The 21,030-nt window shown below is 69.2% G+C and carries 19 protein-coding genes and 1 pseudogene; 9 read left to right on the top strand and 11 right to left on the bottom strand.

Features of this window, described 5'->3' with window-relative positions:
* The first annotated feature begins 34 nt into the window (after positions 1-34).
* Both A5673_RS17760 and A5673_RS17755 read left to right on the top strand, forming a co-directional pair.
* Complete coding sequence (locus A5673_RS17760) at positions 35-772, top strand: hypothetical protein (protein ID WP_068235062.1); 738 nt, start codon at positions 35-37, stop codon at positions 770-772.
* Positions 773-832: 60 nt separating this feature from the next.
* Positions 833-2,338, top strand: a complete 1,506-nt coding sequence (locus tag A5673_RS17755; RefSeq protein ID WP_068235059.1) for an FAD-dependent oxidoreductase — start codon at positions 833-835, stop codon at positions 2,336-2,338.
* Positions 2,339-2,415: 77 nt separating this feature from the next.
* Here A5673_RS17755 and A5673_RS17750 read toward each other — a convergent pair whose 3' ends face one another.
* Positions 2,416-3,423 carry a bifunctional 2-polyprenyl-6-hydroxyphenol methylase/3-demethylubiquinol 3-O-methyltransferase UbiG gene (locus A5673_RS17750; protein WP_156748333.1) on the bottom strand — a complete coding sequence of 336 codons (1,008 nt, stop codon included), beginning with the start codon at positions 3,421-3,423 and terminating at the stop codon, positions 2,416-2,418.
* Between the two features lie 244 nt (positions 3,424-3,667).
* Between A5673_RS17750 and A5673_RS17745 the strand changes: the two genes are divergently transcribed.
* From A5673_RS17745 to A5673_RS17730, 4 genes are all read left to right on the top strand, one after another.
* A complete protein-coding gene (locus A5673_RS17745) occupies positions 3,668-5,020 on the top strand; it encodes a PPE domain-containing protein (RefSeq protein ID WP_068235053.1) in 1,353 nt (450 codons plus the stop codon).
* 218 nt (positions 5,021-5,238) lie between these two features.
* Positions 5,239-5,916: a C39 family peptidase gene (locus A5673_RS17740; RefSeq protein ID WP_156748331.1), complete on the top strand. Its 678-nt coding sequence runs from the start codon at positions 5,239-5,241 to the stop codon at positions 5,914-5,916.
* A gap of 97 nt (positions 5,917-6,013) precedes the next feature.
* Complete coding sequence (locus A5673_RS17735; RefSeq protein WP_068235049.1) at positions 6,014-6,337, top strand: DUF732 domain-containing protein; 324 nt, start codon at positions 6,014-6,016, stop codon at positions 6,335-6,337.
* Between the two features lie 69 nt (positions 6,338-6,406).
* Entirely contained in the window at positions 6,407-7,231 is an 825-nt protein-coding gene (locus A5673_RS17730; RefSeq protein WP_068235046.1) for an MOSC domain-containing protein, read from the top strand.
* 6 nt (positions 7,232-7,237) lie between these two features.
* Here the strand turns inward: A5673_RS17730 and A5673_RS17725 are convergent, their stop codons facing one another.
* From A5673_RS17725 to A5673_RS17695, 6 genes and pseudogenes are all read right to left on the bottom strand, one after another.
* A complete protein-coding gene (locus tag A5673_RS17725; protein ID WP_068235123.1) occupies positions 7,238-8,500 on the bottom strand; it encodes a cytochrome P450 in 1,263 nt (420 codons plus the stop codon).
* An 8-nt stretch (positions 8,501-8,508) separates the two neighbouring features.
* Positions 8,509-9,905: pseudogene (locus tag A5673_RS17715) on the bottom strand (NAD(P)/FAD-dependent oxidoreductase); the annotation flags it as partial.
* Positions 9,902-10,117, bottom strand: coding sequence for a ferredoxin (locus tag A5673_RS17710; protein WP_068235041.1), 216 nt, complete (start codon positions 10,115-10,117; stop codon positions 9,902-9,904). The pseudogene A5673_RS17715 and the gene A5673_RS17710, both read right to left, overlap by 4 nt.
* Positions 10,118-10,175: 58 nt before the next feature.
* Complete coding sequence (locus A5673_RS17705) at positions 10,176-10,724, bottom strand: thioredoxin family protein (protein ID WP_068235039.1); 549 nt, start codon at positions 10,722-10,724, stop codon at positions 10,176-10,178.
* Between the two features lie 21 nt (positions 10,725-10,745).
* Positions 10,746-11,378: a DUF1345 domain-containing protein gene (locus A5673_RS17700; protein ID WP_068235036.1), complete on the bottom strand. Its 633-nt coding sequence runs from the start codon at positions 11,376-11,378 to the stop codon at positions 10,746-10,748.
* A gap of 59 nt (positions 11,379-11,437) precedes the next feature.
* Positions 11,438-12,109: a cutinase family protein gene (locus tag A5673_RS17695; protein ID WP_068235033.1), complete on the bottom strand. Its 672-nt coding sequence runs from the start codon at positions 12,107-12,109 to the stop codon at positions 11,438-11,440.
* A gap of 198 nt (positions 12,110-12,307) precedes the next feature.
* On the opposite strand from A5673_RS17695, the gene A5673_RS29185 reads away from it, so the two are divergent.
* On the top strand, positions 12,308-13,942 hold the full coding sequence (locus A5673_RS29185; RefSeq protein ID WP_068235031.1) for a PecA family PE domain-processing aspartic protease: 1,635 nt from the start codon (positions 12,308-12,310) through the stop codon (positions 13,940-13,942).
* Between the two features lie 78 nt (positions 13,943-14,020).
* On the opposite strand, the gene A5673_RS17685 is transcribed toward A5673_RS29185, so the two are convergent.
* The gene (locus tag A5673_RS17685; RefSeq protein ID WP_068235029.1) at positions 14,021-14,866 is read right to left on the bottom strand and encodes a DUF732 domain-containing protein; all 846 of its coding nucleotides are present in this window, start codon (positions 14,864-14,866) and stop codon (positions 14,021-14,023) included.
* Between the two features lie 593 nt (positions 14,867-15,459).
* Between A5673_RS17685 and A5673_RS17680 the strand changes: the two genes are divergently transcribed.
* The gene (locus A5673_RS17680; RefSeq protein ID WP_082958807.1) at positions 15,460-17,037 is read left to right on the top strand and encodes a PecA family PE domain-processing aspartic protease; all 1,578 of its coding nucleotides are present in this window, start codon (positions 15,460-15,462) and stop codon (positions 17,035-17,037) included.
* A gap of 4 nt (positions 17,038-17,041) precedes the next feature.
* Here A5673_RS17680 and A5673_RS17675 read toward each other — a convergent pair whose 3' ends face one another.
* From A5673_RS17675 to A5673_RS17665, 3 genes are all read right to left on the bottom strand, one after another.
* Positions 17,042-17,494, bottom strand: coding sequence for an SRPBCC family protein (locus A5673_RS17675; protein ID WP_068235024.1), 453 nt, complete (start codon positions 17,492-17,494; stop codon positions 17,042-17,044).
* Positions 17,495-17,503: 9 nt separating this feature from the next.
* Positions 17,504-18,094, bottom strand: coding sequence for a class I SAM-dependent methyltransferase (locus A5673_RS28550; protein ID WP_197518413.1), 591 nt, complete (start codon positions 18,092-18,094; stop codon positions 17,504-17,506).
* A gap of 97 nt (positions 18,095-18,191) precedes the next feature.
* Entirely contained in the window at positions 18,192-18,737 is a 546-nt protein-coding gene (locus tag A5673_RS17665) for a DinB family protein (RefSeq protein WP_082958805.1), read from the bottom strand.
* 236 nt (positions 18,738-18,973) lie between these two features.
* Here A5673_RS17665 and A5673_RS17660 point away from each other — a divergent pair, with 236 nt between their 5' ends.
* Positions 18,974-20,968 carry a glycoside hydrolase family 172 protein gene (locus A5673_RS17660; RefSeq protein ID WP_369806497.1) on the top strand — a complete coding sequence of 665 codons (1,995 nt, stop codon included), beginning with the start codon at positions 18,974-18,976 and terminating at the stop codon, positions 20,966-20,968.
* Positions 20,969-21,030 lie beyond the last annotated feature (62 nt).

The raw sequence follows: 21,030 nt of genomic DNA, 5'->3' as shown, positions 1-21,030 counted from the left end.
TCACAACGAAACGTCAGCCGGGGATCATGGCGTCATGGCCGACGACGAACTCGACCGTCTGTACTCGGCGGAACCCGACGCCTTCACGGCACTGCGCACCGAGTTGGTCGCCGACGCGAAGCGCCGCGGCGACGCCGCGGCCGCCAAGCGGATCTCGGCGGCGCGCAAGCCGACGACGGCGGCCTGGATCGTCAACCGGCTCGCGCTGCGGCGCACGGACACCAAGAAGCGCCTGTCCGACCTCGGTGACCGCCTGCGCGCCGCACACGCGGAGATGGACGGCGAACGCATCCGTGACCTGTCGGCCGAGCAACGCAAACTGATCGACGCGCTCACCCGGGCCGCACTGGAAGCCGCCGAGGTGAAGCGGCCGTCGGCGTCGGTGCGCGAGGACCTCACCGGCACGCTGCAGGCCGCGGTCGCCGACCCCGGCGTCGCCGAGCGGCTCGGCCGGCTGACCAAGCCCGAAAGCTGGTCGGGGTTCGGCGTCGGCGACGCGGCGCCCGCATCGACACCCCCCAAGCGCCCCACGGCCGCGCAGCGACGCCTGGACAAGCTGAAGTCGGCCGTCGCCGATGCCGAGCGGGACAAGGCCGAAGCCGCCGACGCCCTGGCGCGGCGGAAAGCCGAGCGCGACGAGGCGCGGGCGGCCCTGCGCGAAGCCGAGCGCCGACTCGAGCGGGCCGAGGCCGCCTACGACAAGGCGGAGCGGGCCGACCGCGCCGCCGCCGAATCGGTCAAAGAGGCGAAAGCGCAGCTCAAAGGGGCGTGATCGCCGCTGTTCGGGGGGCGGCCAGGTTTTCCCGGGCGCTCCGCGGGTATCAGCCCAGCCGTGACTTCTTTGTGGTTGGCCGACCGAGCCGAACAGCCTTGGGCTGCAAGCCAGCTTGATGACGGTCCCCGTTCCGCCGACGTCATCGTCGTCGGTGCCGGGATCACCGGCCTGATGACCGCCGTGCTGCTGGCCCGCGCCGGCATGGACACGTTGGTGCTGGAGGCGCGCATGGTCGGTGCCTGCGCCACCGGAAACACCACCGCCAAGATCAGCTTGCTGCAGGGCACCCAGCTGTCCCGGCTGCTGCCCAGGCACGGCAGGGACGTGGCGCGGGCCTACGTCGACGGCAACCGGGAGGGCCGGGACTGGGTGCTGCAACACTGCGAGTCGCACGGCATCGCGGTGCAGCGCGAGGACGCCTACACCTATGCCCAGTCCGCAAAGGGCGTCTCGTCCGCGCGGGCGGAGCTGAAGGCCGGCGAGGCGGTGGGGCTGCCGGTGGTGTGGGACGACGACGCGGACGTGCCGTTTCCGTACCACGGCGGCGTGCGGCTGCCCGACCAGGCGCAGTTCGACCCCATGCCGTTCCTGGACTCGCTGGCCACCGAGCTCCTCGACCGCGGGGGACGGCTGGTCGAGCACACGCGGGTCCGGCGGGTGTCGTGGCGCGGTAAGGGCGTGCGCGTGCACGTCAACGACGCCGCGCAGCGCGATGTGGAACTCGAGGCCGGCCAGCTGGTGCTGGCCACGGGGATCCCGATCCTGGATCGCGGCGGCTATTTCGCGCGGGTGAAGCCGAGCCGGTCGTATTGCCTGGCCTTCAAGGTCCCCGGCAAGATCACCCGGCCGATGATGATCTCCACCGATTCGCCGACGCGTTCGGTGCGCTACGCGCCCGTCGCCGACGGGGAGCGGCTGATCGTGGGCGGGGCCGGCCACACGGTGGGTCGCAAGAAGAGCCCGTCGAAATCGCTGGCGGAGCTCTCCGACTGGGCGCGCAAGCACTACCCGGGCGCCGTGCAGACCCACTTCTGGTCGGCGCAGGATTACACGCCCATCGACCACCTGCCGTATGTGGGGCCCATCCTTCCGGGCACCGAAACCATCTTTCTCGCAACGGGTTTCAACAAGTGGGGCATGACGAACGGCCCCGCCGCCGCGCTCGCGCTGTCGAGCCGCATCCTGGGCGGGCGGATGGACTGGTCCAGCGCGTTCGCCAGCTGGAGCCCGCACGAGCTGTCGGGCCTAGTGACGGCCCTGCAGGCCAACCTCGAGGTCGGCTTCGACCTGGCGAAGGGCTGGATCACGCCGGCAATCCGCACCGGCCGTCGCAGCCCGGTCAACGGCGAGGGCGGCGTGGTGAGCGGGCCCCCCTGGCACCTGGAGGCGCGCTGCCGGGTCAACGGCACCGAGCACCGCGTCTCGCCGGTGTGCCCGCACCTGGGCGGGATCGTGAACTGGAACGACGCCGACAACGCGTGGGAATGCCCGCTGCACGGGTCGCGCTTCGCGCCGGACGGCACCCTGCTGGAAGGGCCGGCCACCCGGGACCTGACCGCCTAGGTTCCGCGCCGAGCGTGTCCTGAGGGCGAGAAATCCGCCGCATCCTCGCCATGAATGCACGTTCGGCGCAGGGGGATTCAGCCCGTCTTCTGGTAAACGAGCCAGCGCAACTCGATCGGCGACTCGTCACGCGGGACGTCGAACACGTCGAGGCCGCTGGCCCAGCCCTCGAACCAGCCCGTCGGGGGCCAGGCCCCTTCGGGCAGGTGGGCCTTTTCGTACTCGTAGGCCGAATCGTCGGCGCTGAGCGCCAGCGGCAGCTGCGCCGCGGCGCCGGTCACCTCGTCGCGGGTGAAGATCATGGTGTTGCACTGCTGCCCGAGTTCCCGCGCGCTGCTGTCGGGGGTGTAGCCAGGCCGCGCCACGAAGGCGTTGAACACCAGCCGCCCGCCGGGCGCGAGGCAGTCGGCGGCGAGTTCAAACAGGCCGCGCAGTTCGTGGGTCGTGCGGAAGTCGGGTACCACCTCGGAGAGCACCACCAGCTGGTACTCGTCGTGCACACCCTCTACGGCCGTGAAGACGTCGTTTTGGATGACGCGCACCCCGAGCGATTCGCGTTCGGCCTCCGAACGCATGACCTCGGCGAACTTCGGCGCCATCTCGACCGCGTCGACGGGGTGCCCGAGCCGGGCCAGGGCCAGCGCGTTGCGGCCAGTTCCCGCGCCGACGTCTAGCACGCGAAACGTCGTGGGGTCGGTCGCTTCGCGGGCCAGCGCCACCACGCGCGCGTCGGGTTCCGTGCCGAACAGCGGCGGCGGGCGGGTGGCGACCCAGTTGTCGTAGTCGGCCTCGACCGTCCGCCACTCGGCTTTGACCTGGTAATTCAGGCCGGTGCCGAAGGGCAGCTGAAACGAGATCGCGATGTCGGAACGTTGGGAGGCCTTGAACGCCTTCGCCAGCTCGCCCTCCAGCACCTTCCTGAGCTGCATCGACTGTTCCGGCGTGTAGGGAACGCCCAGGGTGGCGCAGAGGTTGGCGCACAGCTGGACGTACTCGTCGATCATGCCCGGGACGGCCGGTACGGTGATTTGGCCCTCGGCCAGCGACCGCCGATACAGCCGCCTGACCATTGCGTCGTGCAACATCGACCGATCGAACGATTTGGGAGCCTCGTCCACCAGACTCTTTTACACGACCGGGCCCGTCGGTGGCACGGTGGCCGCCTTCGTCATCGAGCCTTAACCCGTCCGTTCGGCGCGGTATTGGCGCCATTGGGGTGGCGGACATGTACTACTGAAGAAGTGCGATCGTTTGCTGGCTCGGTTGCGCCAGTACGCGTCACCGCAGCCGCCGACGCGTAGCGGTTGCGAACCGATCGGAGGGAACGACATGGATTACGCAGCGCTGCCGCCGGAGGTGAACTCCGCGCGCATGTACGCCGGTCCCGGATCGGGTTCGATGCTGGCCGCGGCGTCGGCGTGGGACGGGTTGGCCGCCACCCTGCAGTCGGCCGCGAGCTCGTATCAATCGGAGCTCGCGGCATTGACCGCCGGGCCCTGGCTGGGCCCGTCGGCGGCGTTGATGGCCGCCGCGGTCGCGCCGTACGTCGCGTGGACCAGGGTGTCTGCCACCCAGGCCGAGCAGACCGCCAACCAAGCCGCGGCCGCGGCCGCCGCCTACGAGACCGCGTTCGCGGCGACGGTGCCACCGCCGGTGATCGCGGCCAACCGGAGCCTTTTACTCGCCCTGATCGCCAGCAACATCTTCGGCCAGAACACCCCGGCGATCGCGGCCACCGAGGCGCAGTACGCCGAGATGTGGGCCCAGGACGCCGCGGCCATGTACGGCTACGCCGCCTCCTCCGCGCTGGCAACGGTGCTGACGCCGTTCGCGCCACCGCCGCGGAGCACCAACGAAGGCGGGCCTTCGGCTCAGGCCGCCGCCGTGTCGCAGGCCACCGGCACCTCGGCGGGCACCGCGCAGGCCGCGGTGTCCAACGCCCCGCAGGCGATGTCGGCGGTTCCTAACGCGCTGACCAGCCTCGGGGCGGCACCCGCCCAGTTCACGCCGCTGGACGTGCTCGGCCTGCTGGCGGACTTCAGTGGCGTTTTCATCGACCCGGAAGTGGGCCTGGCGAGCCTTGGCGTCGACACGGGAGTCGCGCTGCCGGCTCTTCCGTTCGACGTTGCCGGCGCGCTGACCGGTTTCCACACCGACGACATTGTCAGCGGCTGGGCGGGGATCCAGGCGTGGCCCGGGTCGGCGCCGGTGCCGCCCTCGCCGTTCCCGGTGATCACGAACCTGGCCGGCGGCTCCGTGGCAACGGCGGGCCTGGCCGAGGCGAAAACGATTGGGGCGCTGTCGGTTCCGCCGGCCTGGACCTACGAAACCACGATGATCCGGCCCCTGGCCGTCGCGTTGCCGGCGGCCACCGCGGCCGCCGCGGATGCCTCCGCCGGGAGCGCGGGAAGCCTCTTCAGTCAGATGGCGCTGGCCGGCATGGCCGGGCGCGCGATGGCCGGCACCGGCGGCACCGGCGGTGGCCCCGGCCGGCGGGAGCGGATCGGGCTGCCCACGACGAGCGGGAAGACCGATGCCAAGGAGGCGCCGCCCGAGGCCCCGGCCGGCGGCCCGGTCACCAGCATCGCCGCGGAGCTGCGCGAGCTGGCCTCCCTGCGCGACGCGGGCGTGCTCACCGAGGAGGAATTCACCGAGCAGAAAAAGCGCCTGTTGGCCCATTGAGCCCATAGAAAATTGTCGATCAGGGCAATAGTTGCCATTCGAAAAAAAGTTAATCGGCAGCATTCTTAGCGTCCCATTGCTGCCCGTCGGTTAAGCGCGCGTTACCACTTCTCGGGCCGCCGGAGAATATGAGAGCCAGCTGTGCGATTTTCCGCCGACAGGGCGTCCGGGGAGTGCTACGTTTGCACGCAATTCGAATCGACGACTGGCCTGCCCGAGTGATCACGTTCCATTACCGGATCGAAGCCGCGGCGCGCACAACAGCGGCGGCCGCGTGCCTCGCCGTGGCGTGCCTACTCGCGGGAAGCCCGGCGGCGACGGCCACCGACGGCAGCTACGGCGACCCCACCGCGGCGGCCAAGTACTGGCAGGCCCAGTCGCTCGAGGACAACTGCGGTCTGGTGGCCGTGGCGGACGTCGTCGGCGAGGTCACCGGCGAGTCCCCGACCGAGCGCCAGATGATCAAGCTGGCCCAAAACACGCCGTCGGGGACCAACCCGGGCCCCATCTACGTCCCCCGCGGGGACCCCAGCCACACCAACGGCAACGGCGGCATCGAGATGGCGGACGAGGTCGTCCTGCTCAAGCACTTCGGCGTCAAATCGACCATGTTCTGGGACGAGCAGCCCGACGACCGGACCGGACTGCCCGCGCTGGAGCACTACCTCAGCGACAACCGCAAGATCATCGCGTACGTGAACTACGCATACCTCTGGCGCACCGACGACCAGCACAAAGCCGCCGATCACTTCGTGGTCGTCACCGGGATCGACATCAGCAAGCAAATCGTCCACCTCAACGACCCGGCCGCCGAGCACGCCGACACCCAGGTTCCCGTCGCCGCCTTCACAAATGCCTGGCGCACCGGCGAGGACTCAATCGTCGTCACGTCCTAATCGGCTCGCTTCAAGTTTCGATATTTTTAATATTCGTTTATCGTGAACGCTCATATACTGGCGACACACTCGCGGATAACAAAAGAAGGGGTATGAAATGTTTGCACCTCGCTGGCTGGCCAAACTGACTATCCCGGTGATGGTCGGCGCCGCTCTGACCGCAAGCACCGCAATTGCATCTGCCGACAGCACCGACGATGCATACCTCTCGAAGCTGAAAAACCTCGGCGTCACGTGGCAATCGGGGGGTGACTCCGACATGATCGCGATGGGGCACGCGGTCTGCGCCGACCGGATGGCCGGCAAGACTCCCGATGCGATCGCCGCGGACCTCCACTCCCAGCTGGTCTCGAAGGGTTACTCGTATGCGGACATGACCGGCTGGGTCAGCGCCGCGGAGTCGACCTACTGCCCGGACTGATCCTCCCAGCAGCCGGCCGCCGTAACCGCATACCCTTTCCCGTGAACGGACTCTCACGGGAGAAGGGTTGTGGAGGAACAACTGCGGGTCGAAAGCCTGCGCCGGTACCCGGTGAAGTCGATGCTCGGCGAGAGCGTGGACAGCCTGTTCGTCGACGAGGGCGGCGCCGAGGGCGACCGGCGGCTGGCCCTGATCGACACCGAGACCGGGCACGTGGCCAGCGCCAAACAGGCGCGGCTTTGGCGCGGGCTGCTGAAGTGCACCGCCAATGCGGACACCGGACGGGTGAGCATCCGGCTGCCCGACGGGACGATCCTCGCGTCCGACGACCCCGGCGCCGACGACACGCTGTCACGGCTGCTGGGACGCACGGTCCGGCTGGTCAGGCAGCGGCCTGCCGGCGCGACGCTGGAACGCCCGGAACCGGAGAAATTGCTGGAGCTCGGGTTGGACGCCTCCGAGGCCGAGGTCGGCGGCCGCATCCTCGAGATCGCTCAGGCGACCCCGGGCGACTCGTTCACCGACGAGGCCCCGCTGCACGCGATCACCACGGCCACCCTCGACCACGTCGGTGTCGAGGCGCTGCGCTACCGGCCCAACGTGGTGATCGCGACGCCGCCGGGCTACCGGCCGTACGCCGAAACCGACTGGATTGGAAGGGAACTCGCGGTCGGGGAGGCGCGCCTGCGCGCCCTGACGTCCACGTCGCGGTGCGTGGTGCCGACGCTTGAGCACGGGCCGTTGCCCCGAGCGCCGCAGGCGCTGCGCATACCCGCGGCCGAGAATCGTTGGAACACGGGCGGTCACGGACCGCAGCCGTGCGCCGGCGCGTACTTCGAGGTGCTGTCGGCGGGCGTCATCCGCGTCGGCGACCCTGTCACCCTCGGGCCGTAGCAGCGTTCAGTCGGTGATTGCCGCGAAGTCCACCCACAGGTGTCGCGGCCCGCGGAACACCTGGTTGTGCCGGTACGGCGGCGGGTCGACGACCAGCTTGGGGGACTCGACGCGGCGCAGGAAGGCCTCCAGCGCCAGGTTGACCTCCAGGCGCGCCAACGGGCCGCCCATGCACGTGTGAATGCCGCTGCCCCAACCGAAATGCTCGTTGTCCTGGCGCAGTGGATCGAAGCGATCCGGGTTGTCGAACCGTCGCGGATCCCGGTTCGCCGCCGCGTAGATGAGGTGCACCGCCGACCCGGCCGGGATCAGCGTGCCGCCGATCTCGATGTCCGCGGTGGCGCTGCGGCTTGGGAAGAACTGCACCGCCGACTGCAGCCGCTGCACCTCCTCGATGGCGCGTGGGATCAGCTCCGGGCGCTGCCGCATCAGGTCCCAGGACCCGGCGTTGCGCAGCAGCGTCATCACGCAATTGGTGATCGTGTTCACCGTGGAGTCGTGGCCGGCGACCAGCAGCAGCATGGCGTTGGACGTCGCCTCCTGCACCGACATCGGGCCGTCGGGCCCGTCGTCGTGCAGCAGTTTGGACAGCAGGCCGTCGCCCGGCGTCTGCGCGTACGTCCGCACCAGGCCGCCCAGGTAGTCCTGCAACGCGGCGGTGCTGGCGCGGCCCTTCTCGGCCAGGGCCCGGCCCTCTTCGGTGGCCCCCTCCGGGCCCAGGTCGCTGCCCATCATGAAGTCGAAGATCCAGCCGTGGAACATCGGCTCGTCCTCGACCGGCACGCCGAGGATCTTGCAGATGACCGCGACGGGTATCGGGTAGGCGAAGTCCTCCACCACGTCCAGACGTGTCTTGCCGCGGGCCTTCACCCGGTCCAGCATCTCGTTGGCGAGTCGCACGACGAACGGCTCCATGCCAGGGATCAGGTCGGGGGAGTGCGGCGGACCGAAATGGCGCATCACCTGGCGGCGGGCCCGGTCGTGATCGGGCGGGTCGGACACGATGATGCTGGGGAGGCGGTCGTAAGCCTGCATGTGTTCGCTTCCGGGAGCGGGCTTTTCGCCGCCCAGGCCCGCGGGGCTGCGGCGGGCGTCGGAGCTGATCCGCGGATCGTGGGCCAGGGCGAGCAGCTCGCGATACCCGGTGACGACGTACGTATTGGCGGAAACCTTCGCCACCGGCGTCTCGCGCAGCTCGCGGAAGAAGGGGTACGGGTCGGGGCGGTTCTCGAACTTCATCGCCTCGGCCCAGGCGGTTTCGGCGTCCATCATCGGCTCCTGGGCCGGAACTCCGCCCCGCGGGAGGTGGGATCGTGTCCGGTCAGCACCACGTCGGGGATGGCGGTCGGTTCGCGGGGGCCTACGGGTACCGCGGCCGCATCGTCGGTGCGGTGACGTTCAACCACGGCAAGTGGCTGCCGTACTACGCGTCGCTGATCGAGCGGTCGGCGCCGTTCCCGCCGCCCCCGCCCGGCTACGACCGCCCCGTCATCTTCGAGCCGATGCGGCCGCGGTACCCGTAGGCCGCCGCGAACCGGCGTTGCGCGGGCGAGCCCTGCGTGAACACGATCTCGTCGCCGAACGAGCACACCCCGACGCTCTTGATGTTGACGCCGAACTGGCCGGACCAGAACGACGGCAGCGGCAGGTGCGGCCGCCGTCCCATCTCCAGGCTGATCATGTTGTTGGCCGCCACCTCGGCGCCGAAAACGGCGTTGTCCCAATGCTCTTGGGACATGAACTCGTATTCGTAGAGGACGTGCGGGGCGCGGGCCACGTCGCCCGCGACGAAGATGTTGTCGGTCACCACACCGTTGATGTCGAAGGCGCGGCACCCGGCGTCGCACGCCACCCCCCAGAACCCGGCCGCCAGCTGGGCGCCGTCGAGCCATTCGACGTTGCGGATCGAGCCCAGGCAGGCCACCACCACGTCGACGTCGAGCACGGTGCCGTCGGAGAGCCGGGCCTGGCGGACGTGGCCGTCGGCGTCGCCGTCCAGTCCCTCCACCGCCACCCCGGTCCGCAGGTCCACCCCCGCGTCGATCTGCATCCGGGCGGCGATGTCGCCGATCACGCCGCCGAGCGCGCCGGTCAGGGGCGCCTTGCCGCGCTCGGCCACGGTGACCGGAAGGTCGAGATCGCGGCAAACCGAGGCGATTTCGGAGCCGACGAAACCCGAGCCGACGATGAGCACGCGGCGCGGTCGCTCCCGCAGCGCGGCGGCGAGCCGCGCCGCGTCGTCGCATGTGCGCACGGTGAACAGCCCCTGCAGGGCGGCCTCGTGCGCGTTGAACCACGGGCGGGCCCGGGTCCCGGTGGCGATCAGCAGGCGGTCGTAATCGACCTTCTCGCCGTTGGCGAGCAGCACCTGGCGGTTGGACCGGTCCAGGCCCACCGCCGCCACGCCCAGCCGCCAGTCGGCGTCGATCCGACGCAGGCGGGGCAGCTTCGTGTGATCGGCAGGCACCCAGCCCTTGAGGACCTGCTTGGACAGCGGCGGCCGGTCGTAGGGTTCGTGCGGCTCGTCCCCGATGATGGTGAGCGGTCCGCGAAAGCCCCTCTCCCGCAAGGCTTCCGCCCCCCGCAGGCCGGCCAGCGACGCGCCCACGATGACGATGCGGCCCTCGGCCTTGAACGCGTCGACGAGCCCGCTGACGAGCGAGGCGGCCGTCATCGGGTGTCCCGGTCGGCCGGCGGATCGACCTCCAGGATGATGGCTTGCACGGGGCAGGACGCCGCGGCGCGCAGCACCCGCCGGCGCTGGGAGTCGTCGGGGTTGGGGTCGTAGGCCAGGGCCTCCTCGCCGACCATCTGGAGCACCTCGGGCGCGAGCGGCACGCACTGGGCGTAGCCCTGGCATTTGTTGAGATCGACCACCAACCGCATATCCCGAGCCTTCCGCCCGCGGGCCACCTGATTCCCTGGCGCGCAGATTACTTGAGGCTCAGCGCCACTTGATGCCGCACCCGATCGACGGCCGCTGATCGGGGTCGACGGGCTGTCCGGCGAGCACGGCGTCGACGGCCGCGCGGACGTCCGCCGCCGTCACCTGCTTGCCGTTGCCCGGGCGGGAGTCGTCGAGCTGGCCGCGGTAGACGAGCCGACGCTCGCCGTCGAAGACGAACGTGTCGGGCGTGCACGCCGCGGAGAAGGCGCGCGCGACGTCCTGGGTCTCGTCGTAGAGGTACGGGAACGTCCAACCGTGAGCGCGTGCCTCGGCGACCATCTGCTCGGGCCCGTCCTGCGGGTAGGTGACGACGTCGTTGCTGGAGATGCCGACCATCGCGACGCCCTTGTCCGCGAGGTCGCGGCCCAGCGCGGCCAGCCCGGCGGCGACGTGCTTGACGTAGGGGCAGTGGTTGCAGATGAACGCGACGACGAGCGCGGGACCCGTGAGGTCGTCGAGGCTGACCGTGGCCCCGGTGGCCGGGTCGGGCAGCGAGAAGGGCGGCGCGGGGGTGCCGAGGGCGAGCATGGTGGACTCGATGGCCATACCGGCCAGACTAGTCCGGCGCTACAGCTTGGAGCCAAGCCCCGCAACGAGATTGATCGTGACGGCCAGGACCACCGCGCCGAGGAGGTAGGACAGCAGCGCCTGGCGCAAAACCGTCGCCCTGATCGAGGTCAGGTCGATCTCGGTGTCCGACACCTGATAGGTCATCCCGACGGTGAAGGCCACGTAGGCGAAGTCCCGGAACCGCGGCGGCTCAGGGTCGTGAAAGTTGATCCCGCCCGGTTCGTCGACGTAGTAGAGCCGCGCGTAGTGCACGGTGAACAGCGTGTGCACGGCGAACCAGGACGCCGCTACGGCCGCGATTCCCAGCAGCGCGGCCAGTACGGCTTTGGGGCCGGCGTGCGACCCGGCCGCCACCACATAGCCGACGCCGACGAGGCTCGCGACGCTCGCCGACACGATGACCGTGTCGGCCACCCACCGGGTCGGGTCCTCGCGGGTCACATAGGCGCGGGTTTGGTCGGCGTCCATTCCGGCGAGCAGGAGCCACGTCCACCCGACATAGGCGCCGGCGGTGACGACCCACCCGATCAGGGCGAACCGCCAGCCGACCGTGTTGCCGACCGTGACGGCGACGGCGACGCCGAGCGCCACGGCCAGGAAGATCCGAACCGCGACGGTGTCGCGGGACATCGCAAGGAGGGATTTCACGCTTCCGACCTAAGCACTATCGGAAGCGTGACCGGACGAAACTAGCCGTTCTGGGGCCGCGCCGGCGCCTGCCCGAGCTTGTTGACCGCGAAGGTCGCCGCCTGATTGACCATCCCGTTGTCGATGTAGGACATGTGCGACATGATGTTGCCGCCCGGGGAGCAGATCGGGTCGTCGGGGGCGCACAGGCTGATGGTTTTGCCGACCAGCGCCGGGCTGATCGTGGGCAGCGGCTGGCCGCCCCACAGCATGCTGGAGAACCCGCTGGTGGGCTCGCCGAACAGGGCGACCGCGGCGACGCGGTCGGCCACCGGGGCGGGCAGCGTCTGGCTGGCCAGATCGATCACCGTCGAGCCCTGCGAGTACCCGCCGAGAACCATCTTCGTGTTGGGGCAGCCGGCGGCGACGTCCTGGATGTGCGCACTGGCGTCGTTGGAGCCGGCCGTCGCGCTGTTGTGGTAGTCGTCGTTGGCCGGGTAGTTGACCGCGTAGGCGCTGACGGACCGTCCGCCGAGCTGTGAGGTCAGCGAGTCGACGAACGCTTGCCCGACGTTGGCGAGTCCGGGCTCCTGATGGGTGCCGCGTGCGAACACCACCGCGACGTCGGTGCAGGGGTCGGCCGACGCGGCCGGGACGGCGAAAGGCGCGCTCAGCGCCGCCCACGCCGTCACGGCCGAAACACCGACGATGCGGGCGAGGCTGCGTGAATTCATGTCCAAATGCTGACATACCGTCGGCGGCGGTGACGCATGCGGGCCGAGCGCTCGCCGCCGCGCGGCATGGAAACGTTTGGTGAATACCGAGAATTTCGAGCCGGAGTTTCCTAGAGTCGGGCATACCGGCCTGTGGCGTGAGCTGCCCATCCCCGGTATGGAACGTGGTTGTGGGATAGAGGGGAAGGACACCGGGGGATGAGTTTCCTGACGTCGCCGCCAGAGATCATCTCGGCGTTGCTCCATGCGGGCGCCGGCCCCGAGCCGATGCTGGCCGCGTCCGCGGCGTGGGACGGGCTGGCCACCGAATTGGGGTCGGCGGCGCAGTCGTTCTCCTCGATCACCGCCGGCCTGGCCGGTGACGCCTGGCAGGGGCCCGCCTCGGCGGCGATGCTGTCCACCGCGACGCAGTACACGGGTGTGCTGAGCGCGGCGTCGGCGCAGGCGCAGACGGCCGCCGTCCAGGCCCAGGTGGTGGCCGGCGAGTTCGAATCCGCCCTGGCCGCCACCGTGCACCCCGCGATGGTCTCCGCCAACCGCAGTCAGCTGATTCAGCTGGTGTTCTCCAACCTGTTCGGGCAGAACGCGCCGGCGATCGCGGCGACGGAGGCCCAGTACGAGCAGATGTGGGCCCAGGACGTGTCGGCGATGGTGGGCTACCACGGCGGGGTTTCGGCCGCCGCGTCCCAGCTGTCGTCCTGGGCGTCGGCCATCCAGGGCCTGCCGGGCCAGGCGGCGGCCGCGGCCTCCGGCAGCCCCGCGGCCGCGGGCGCCCCAGCGGCCGACAACCCCATCGTGGGGCTGCTCGGGGGCGTCGAGAACGAGGCGACCAACGTCGTCGCCCAGGCCGAGCACTACGCCGTCGCCATCATCAACGCGCCCACCTCCCTGTTGTTCGGCTTCCCCCTCATCGGCGGCGGCGCCTCGGCGCCGCTGGGTGGCACGATCACCGGCGGCAACACGGCGACCGCCCCCCTGACCATCTTCGGCGGGACCGAGCCACTGGTGAACGCCTCCGTCGGCCCCGGTGCCGGCATGCCGCTGCTGGTGGACACCGGATCGACGGGCCTCGTCGTCCCCATGACGAAGGTCGGCGGCCTGCTGGGAATGCTGGAGATGGGCATACCGATCGGAGGGGGAATCGGCGGCTACAGCGGCGGGCTGGACTACGCGTACCTCACGTACAACGCGCCGGTGAATTTCGGCGGCGGCCTCGTCACCGCGCCGACGCCCGTCAACGTCGAACTCTTCGCCTGGCCGGTGTCCATCTCGTCCGCGATGAACAGCGGCCTGACGTTCCAGTCGTTCTTCGCGACCGACGGCGCGTCCGGCGTCCTGGGTGTTGGCCCGAACGCCGGCGGCCCCGGCCCGAGCATCCCGCTGCAGGCGCTGTCGTCGCCGTTCAACTCCGGCCTGCTGATCAACCAAACGGGTGTCAGCCAGACTGGTCCCACCGGTCCTTATCTGCAGTTCGGTAGCCCCTCGACACTGGGAAACACTCCAACGTTGACGACAATCACTGGATCGCCGATTCCAAATGCCGGCCTGGACGTTGCGATCACTCACGGCATGACTACCACGTCGTACTCAAATGTCGGATCGATCGTCGATTCCGGTGGCGTGGAAGGAACCCTTCCGGCGAGTCTGAACGCGCAGCCGGGAGACACAATTGTGGTCTCCGCCAACGGCAAGGACCTGTATTCGTTCGTTTACAACCAGGACTACTTCCCGACGCCGATCACGAGTGGGTTGATGAACACCGGGAACATGATCTTCGCCGAGCACCCGGTGTACGTCGACTTCAACCAAAACACCTCGACCATTTACTCGTGATCTGAGGCTTCCTGCGCGGCCTCAATCACGTTGTGGGCCAGGGCAATCGGTGGCGCGATCGTCGCGTCGGTTCCTATCTCACGGCGCGAGCCTGACGAAGCCGGGGCCCGCGTCGGCACCGCCGCCGGCGCCCCCGTTCCCGGTGCCTCCACCGCCACCGCCGTTGCCGCCAGCGCCACCGCCAGGGCCACCGCCGGTGACACCGCCGCCGGCGGGGCCGCCCGCGCCGCCCGGCAGGGGACCGGCGGCCGGAGGCGGCGGCGGCTGCTTTGGTGGGGGCGGCGGCTGCTGCGGGCGAGGCGGCAGGTGCTTCGGTGGCGGCGGCTTCGCGACCGGTGCGCGCGGCGCCAGCAGATGCGAAACCGGCGGCGGGGGCTCCGGAATCTGCGGCGGATCCGCAACGCCGCCCTCCATCAGGTTCTGCGGCCACACCACCCCGACGGTCGTCGTTCCCCGCAGCCGGTAACTCGCCAAGGCGGCCGGGTGCCTTGTGTAGGCAACTGGATCGGCGGGCTGCCTCAAACCCGGCGTGGGATCAGCCATCAGGGGAGCCAACTTGCCTTGCTCCCCGGGGCAATACGCCCCGACCGCCGCCGCGATGAATCGCGCCATCGTCCGGGCGAGGCGGTCGACCGGGTATTGCCGCTCGATCGGGTCGGCGCCGTACGCCTCGATGATTTTCTCGTCCACCAATTGGCCCACCGGCATGCCGTTACTGAGTTTGCGACAGTCGATATGCGCCGTGGCGATGAGGCTCGGCACATTCCGGACGGCGGGGATATTCTCGCTTTCGAGCAGTGCCAGGAACTTGTCGTCTTGATTTGTGTCTGCCGCTGCGGCGCTGCAACGCAAAAATGCGGCGCCGGTCAGCACCGCGATTGTGGCAACGACGGCGCCGGAGTGGCTGGTGATGCCGGTGAACATGAGAGGGTTCCGTTTCCGCTTTACCGTGGGTGATAACTCCTGATTTCGGTCGCACCGGATGGTGCGTCTTCAGGCTTCCCTGGTAACCATTGACGAAACCGTAAAATCCCTGTCAGTTGGCATCGAATGCCCGGCAGGGACCTGGCGGTCCTCCCAATTCGGCGCCCTCAACACGGGCCCGACCGAATGAACGCGCGGCCACAATTCGCTTTCACCCCGTTGTGTGTCCCTATCTCCGGGACACGACTCCGTTGTTTGTCTCGATCGTCTTTGGTGACGGCGCCCCGGCCGAGACCGCGCCCACGACGCTCGCCGGCTCCGGTCGGACGGCCCCAGCGGAGGACACCACTCAACTTGGCACCGCTGCCGTCCGGTACGCCGGCTATCGCCTCGGCCGGACGGGGCGGTTACGCCACGGGCCCCGCTACGGCGCGCAGCCCAAAGTGCTGCCCGCACAGGCGTTCGCGTGGACGCCGGGGCCGCGAGGCACGAATTCCGTTGGCGGGAAGCCGCATTTTCAGGTCCGCGCCCCGGCCTTTTCCTAATGTTTGCTGTACCGGTCGAGGCCTGCGCGGAGGGGAAGGAACTCGGGGATGAGCTTTTTGCTCTTACCGCCAGAGATCAATTCGACGCTCATGTACGCGGGCGCGGGCTCGGCGCCGATGCTGGCCGCCGCGACGGCGTGGGACGGGTTGGCCGCGGAGTTAGGCTCAGCGGCGCAGACGTTTTCGTCGATCACCTCCGGTTTGGCCGGCGAGGCCTGGCAGGGGACCGCCTCGACGGCGATGCTGTCGACCGCAGCGCAATACGCCGGGGTGCTGAGCGCCGCTGCGACGCAGGCACAATCGGCTGCTGCGCAAGCCGAGACGATCGCCACCGCGTTCGAATCCGCCGTCGTCGCCACCGTGCATCCCGCGTTGGTGAGCGCCAACCGCAACGAGCTGGTGCAGCTCGTCGTCTCAAATCTGTTCGGGCAGAACGCGCCCGCGATCGCCGCCGCCGAATCTGACTACGAGCAGATGTGGGCCATGGATGTCGCCGCGATGGTCGACTACCACGGCGGTGTTTCGGCAGCGGCGTCGCAACTCACGTCATGGTCGGCCGCGCTGCGGGGCCTGCCCGCCCAGGCATCCGCGGCGATCAACGCCACTCCCGTTGCGGCAGCATTGAATTCAGTGAGCCCGGCGGCCAGCGACCCCCTCGCCACCGTCGAAAAGTACGCCATCGCCGCGATCAACGGGCCCACCGAGTTTCTGATCGGGCGCCCGCTGATCGCCACCGCTCCGGCGGTAGGCCTCGGCGGCACCGTGAGCGGCGGGACGGCAACCGCTCCGCTGACCCTCTACGGCGGCGCGGAGCCGTTGGTGAACGCCTCCGTCGGCGGCGGGGCGCCGGTGCCGTTGCTGGTCGACACCGGGTCCACCGGGCTGGTCATCCCGTTCCAAAACGCCGGGGGATTACTGGGAACCCTTCAGCTGGGCTTGCCCGCCGGTTTCGGCATCGGCGGTTACAGCGGCGGAATCAACTATCTGTACGCGACGTATAACGCGCCGGTGAATTTCGGCGGCGGACTCGTCACCTCGAGGACGCCCGTCAACATCGAACTCTTCGCGTGGCCGGCCTCCATCTCGGCGGCGATGAACCACGGCCTGACGTTCCAGTCCTACTTCGCTCCAGACGGTGCGAGCGGCGTGTTGGGAGTCGGCCCGAACGCCGGGGGCCCAGGCCCGAGCATCCCCACTCAGGCATTGCCGACGCCCTACAACTCGGGCCTGCTGATCAACGAAACCGGGCAGCATCCCTACCTGCAGTTCGGCGCGCCGCCGACGAACCTGAACCCCATCGCCACGTTCTCCGGGTCTCCGATCGCCACCCTTGGGATCAGCACGGGCCCGCTGGGCTGGTTGGGCCCTCAGTATTCGGTCAACTCGGTCATCGATTCCGGCGGCGTCTCGGGAACCATCCCGTCGGGTCTCAACGCGGTGCCGGGCACGGCCGTGTACGTCTATGCCCCCAACGGCGCGCTGCTGTACTCCTACATCTACGACGGGACGTACTTCCCGACGCCGTCGCCGTACATCATGAACACCGGGGCGCTGCCCTTCCTCGCGCATCCGGTGTACGTCTCCTACAGCCCCGGCGGGGTCGGGACGACGACCTTCTACCAGTGAGCTGTTAGGCGGGGTCGGTCTGGACCGCGGTTGCGAGTAGGTCGAGTGTCTGGGTGATGGCGGGCTTGTTCCGTCGGGGCCAGCCCAGCACCACCAAGAGGCGGCGGCCGACGGGATGCCAATAGCTGTAATCGAAGGTTTCGGTGACTCGGGTGCCGGATTGGGTGGGCTCCAGTTGAAACCGCCACCGCTGCGGTTCGAAGTGACGCCAGGCGATCAAGCGGTCGTCCTCGAACTCGACCACCCGGTTGCGCACCCGGTACGGAACGCCCCACAACCGCATTGCCACGACGAACGTCGAACCGAGGCGCAAGCGGTCGGGCCCGTCGAGGCAGCGTCGCAGCATGTGCGAGCCGTCGATTTCGACGTGCCGCCTCGGGTCGGCGAGGACGGCGAAGATCCGGGAAGCGGGCGCGGCGATCTCGATCGACGCGGACACCTCGAATTGGCTCACCATCGTTGCCCCTCACTCCCGGCGTTCCGCGACCAGGACGCCGGCGGGGAAACCCCGTGCGGTCAGCGTGATGTCGGTGTGGACGGCCCAACACGCGGTATCAATCAGGTCCGCCAGCACGACGGGACGGCACCCACCCAGCAGGGTCGGTGCTCGTCGGGCCACGACGCTCCACGCCGAAGAGAAGGCACGACTGGCTCTCGTGGTGCCCTGGACGAGGCTCGTGAGGCACAACAGGCCCCCGGGCGCGAGGACCCGGTGCGTGTCGGCCAGCAGCTGTCGGGCGTAGTCGGTGGCTAGTAGATCCACGACGAACGCCGCCACGACGCGATCAGCCGCAGCCGGCGGCAGGGGCAGCGGGAGGGTGCCGTCCCAGTGCATCACGCGGGCCCGGGCAGACCATGCCGCCAGCCTGGCGGTCGCGATCCGGCACATCCGCGGGCTCACGTCGAGCCCGACATAGCGGCAGTGCAGACCGCATACGTTGATGAGCAGGTCGCGTGCGAATCGACCTGTCCCACAACCTATCTCGACCACATTGCGGGCTTCGGAAAGTCGGCCGTCGGCGGTCAGCCGCGCCAGCGCCGGTCCCTCGAAAACCACCTGGGTGTCTTGAAGCCGCCCGATTCGGTCATAGACACCGGCTGCTTGACGCGGGGCCAGGCCCGCCGTTCGGGGATCAGGCCCGCGGTGCGCCCTGTCACTCATCGGGGACCCCTGGGTCGTGCCGACGCAGCGAGAGCTGCCGGCGATGGTGGCGATAATGTCTGGGCGCCCATTGGAGCAGGTCGGCGCGGTCCATCCACGGTGTGAAGTAAGGGTCCCAGGACGCGGGGACGGTCATTCCACGGTGCAGGGCCTGCGTATCGGCTTGGTCATACCAGTTCAGGATGGCGCGCGTCACCCGGTCCATCTGTCGCCGCATCGACGCGACGCTGTTGATGCGTCCGCCGACGACACCACCAAACCAGTTGAGCTCGTTGTACGGGCGGGTGGCCGCAGTCAGGGTGCGGCTAAAGCCTCGAGACGCTCCGGGTGGCAGATGGGAGAAGCCGCCCATGATGACGATGACCATCCGTGTGATCCGCTGGCCCAACAGCATGTGGAACAGCAGTTGTCTGTTAGTCCAACGGGTTCCGACGCTCGGGGCGTCTAGCTCATCCGCGCGAGCCGAACCGAGCAGACAGGCGAAATCGGCGGCAACCCACGCCAAATCCGCCCTTACCGTGTCCGTTGAGTCGTTCATCGATTTACCCGGTCTCTCTGCCCAGACACACTCAACCTATACGCGCGACGTCGATGCGCAAGCCGCCGCCGGGACGGGCAGAGCCGACAAGGCATAGAGTGCCCAGTCAAATGGGCTTGTGGGACAGCGGTTTCCTGCGCGAGCAGACACAAAAGCCCCCGACACGCCGCGCGAAAAGGGGCTTTTGCGACCGCTCGCGCGGCAGAAGCGGCCCGGTTAGGGCGCTGGCAGTGGTGATCGCGGCGCTGCTGTCGTCGATCGGCTGCGTCGCCGCCACGGCGTCGGCCGAACCCGTCGTCACGGCGCCCGCCGAACGGGCGGTCGGCTGGGACGTCTACCGCCGATTGGATCTGTTGCCGTATCTGAGCACAGACACACAAAGCCTGGAGGTGTCGAGCTTCGATCGAAGCGGTGGTGACTTCGACATCTCCACCGGCAACAAGAACGGCAGCGGCGGGTGCCTGGCGTCCGGCGGGGCGGGCTGCGTGATCGCCGAGGATCGCGGTGCCGGAGAGGTGGATTCGATCTGGTTCACCCGCGACGGCGGCAATGTGCGGGCGATCGGGGCGATCCGCATCGAGTTGGACGGCCAGACGGTGGTGGACACACCGCTGCAATCGTTGGTCGACGGCGCGATGGGCGCGCCATTCGTGTGGCCGCTGGTTGCCAACGCCGCGCAGTCGCCGGGCGGCGTGTACATCAAGGTGCCGATGCCCTACCGGCGGTCGATGCGCATCAGCGTCGCATCGCACCTGGAGTACTACCACGTCGACTACCGCAAGTTTTCCACCGCCGACGGCGTCACCACGTTCTCGCCCACCGATCCCGCGCTCGACGTCGTCGACGCCTTCCGCGCCGCGGGCACCAGCGACCCCAAACCGGCGACCCCGGAAGCGGCGCACACCAATCGGGTCGTCGAGGTGCCCGCCGGCGCGGGCGCGACGCTCGCCGAACCCGCCGGCCCGGGCACCATCTCGGCGCTGCGCCTGCACCTGCCCGAACCGGCGGATCCGCTGCTGAGCGGGTTGCGGCTTCAGATCGAGTTCGACGGCCAAACCACGGTCGACGCGCCACTCGGGGAATTCTTCGGCGCCGGGCTCGGCGCCAACGACGTGCGGTCGCTGATGTTCGCCACGACTCCGCAACCCGACGGGTCGCTGTCGCTATCGGCATGGTGGCCAATGCCTTTCGCCCGCACCGCCCGCGTCACGCTGGTCAACACGACCGGAGACCCCGCGCCGCCCATCGACAGCGACGTCATGACCACAACCGACCCGCAGTGGGCGCCCGCACTGGCCAGCGGCCGCGCCGGTTACTTCACCGCGCGCTCACACGCCGGGCCGACCGCCCCGGGCCAGGACTGGTTGTTCGCCGATGAGCGCGGTCACGGCAAGTTCGTCGGCGTCAGCCACACCATCCGCGGTTCCCGGATCAAAACGTCGTTCAGCGACGACGCCCCTTATTTTCTGGAGGGAGCCGAACGGGTGTACACCGACGCTGCCCTGTCGCCGCAGTGGTACGGGACCGGCACCGAGGACTTCTACGAGGGCGGCTGGTATTTCAAGAACGGCAAGCACTTCAGCGCCCCGCTGACCGGACAACCCGACCAGCGCACGGCTACCGGCGGCTGCGCGGACTACTGCGTCGCCGCCTATCGCCTCATGCTCGCCGAAGCCATCGATTACCACTCGGCGCTCAGGTTCGGCATCGAGCACGGTAAACGCGACATGGTCCAGCCCGACTACAGCTCGACCGCATTCCTCTACACGCACCCGGACGACAGCATCGCGCCCGGCGACGACGTCTACGCCGGCGATCCGGTCAGCTGGCTGCTGCACGGCTACCGCGACGACGACGCCACCGATCAGCTGCTGCTCAGCCAGTACGAGGGCAACGACGACACCCGCCCCGTCGTCGGGTTGGTGCGCGCCACCGGCGCACCCATCAGCTTCGACGTCTCAATCGCCCCGGACAACCGCGGCGTCGTGCTGCGGCGCACGTCGGACCAGGCGAGGGGCTATCAAGCGGCGGATGTTGCCATTGACGGCACCCCCGCCGGGCTCTGGCTGCAGCCCCGCAGCAACGCCTTTCACCGCTGGCTCGACGACAGCTACCTGGTGCCCGGGTCGCTCACCGCGGGTAAGGACCGCGTCACCGTCGCGCTCACGCCGATCCCAGGCACCCCGCCCTGGACCGCGAGCCGCTACCACGTGGACGCGCTGACGGATTAGTGGGCCGACCCGGTTACAGCTCACGGTGTTCACGGTAGCCACACCGGCGGCAGATGCGAACC

The organism is Mycobacterium sp. E3198, from assembly GCF_001667015.1.
GTDB lineage: Bacteria > Actinomycetota > Actinomycetes > Mycobacteriales > Mycobacteriaceae > Mycobacterium.
The sequence above is the reverse complement of the archived record's forward strand: the minus strand, read 5'-3'. Positions and strand labels throughout refer to the sequence as shown.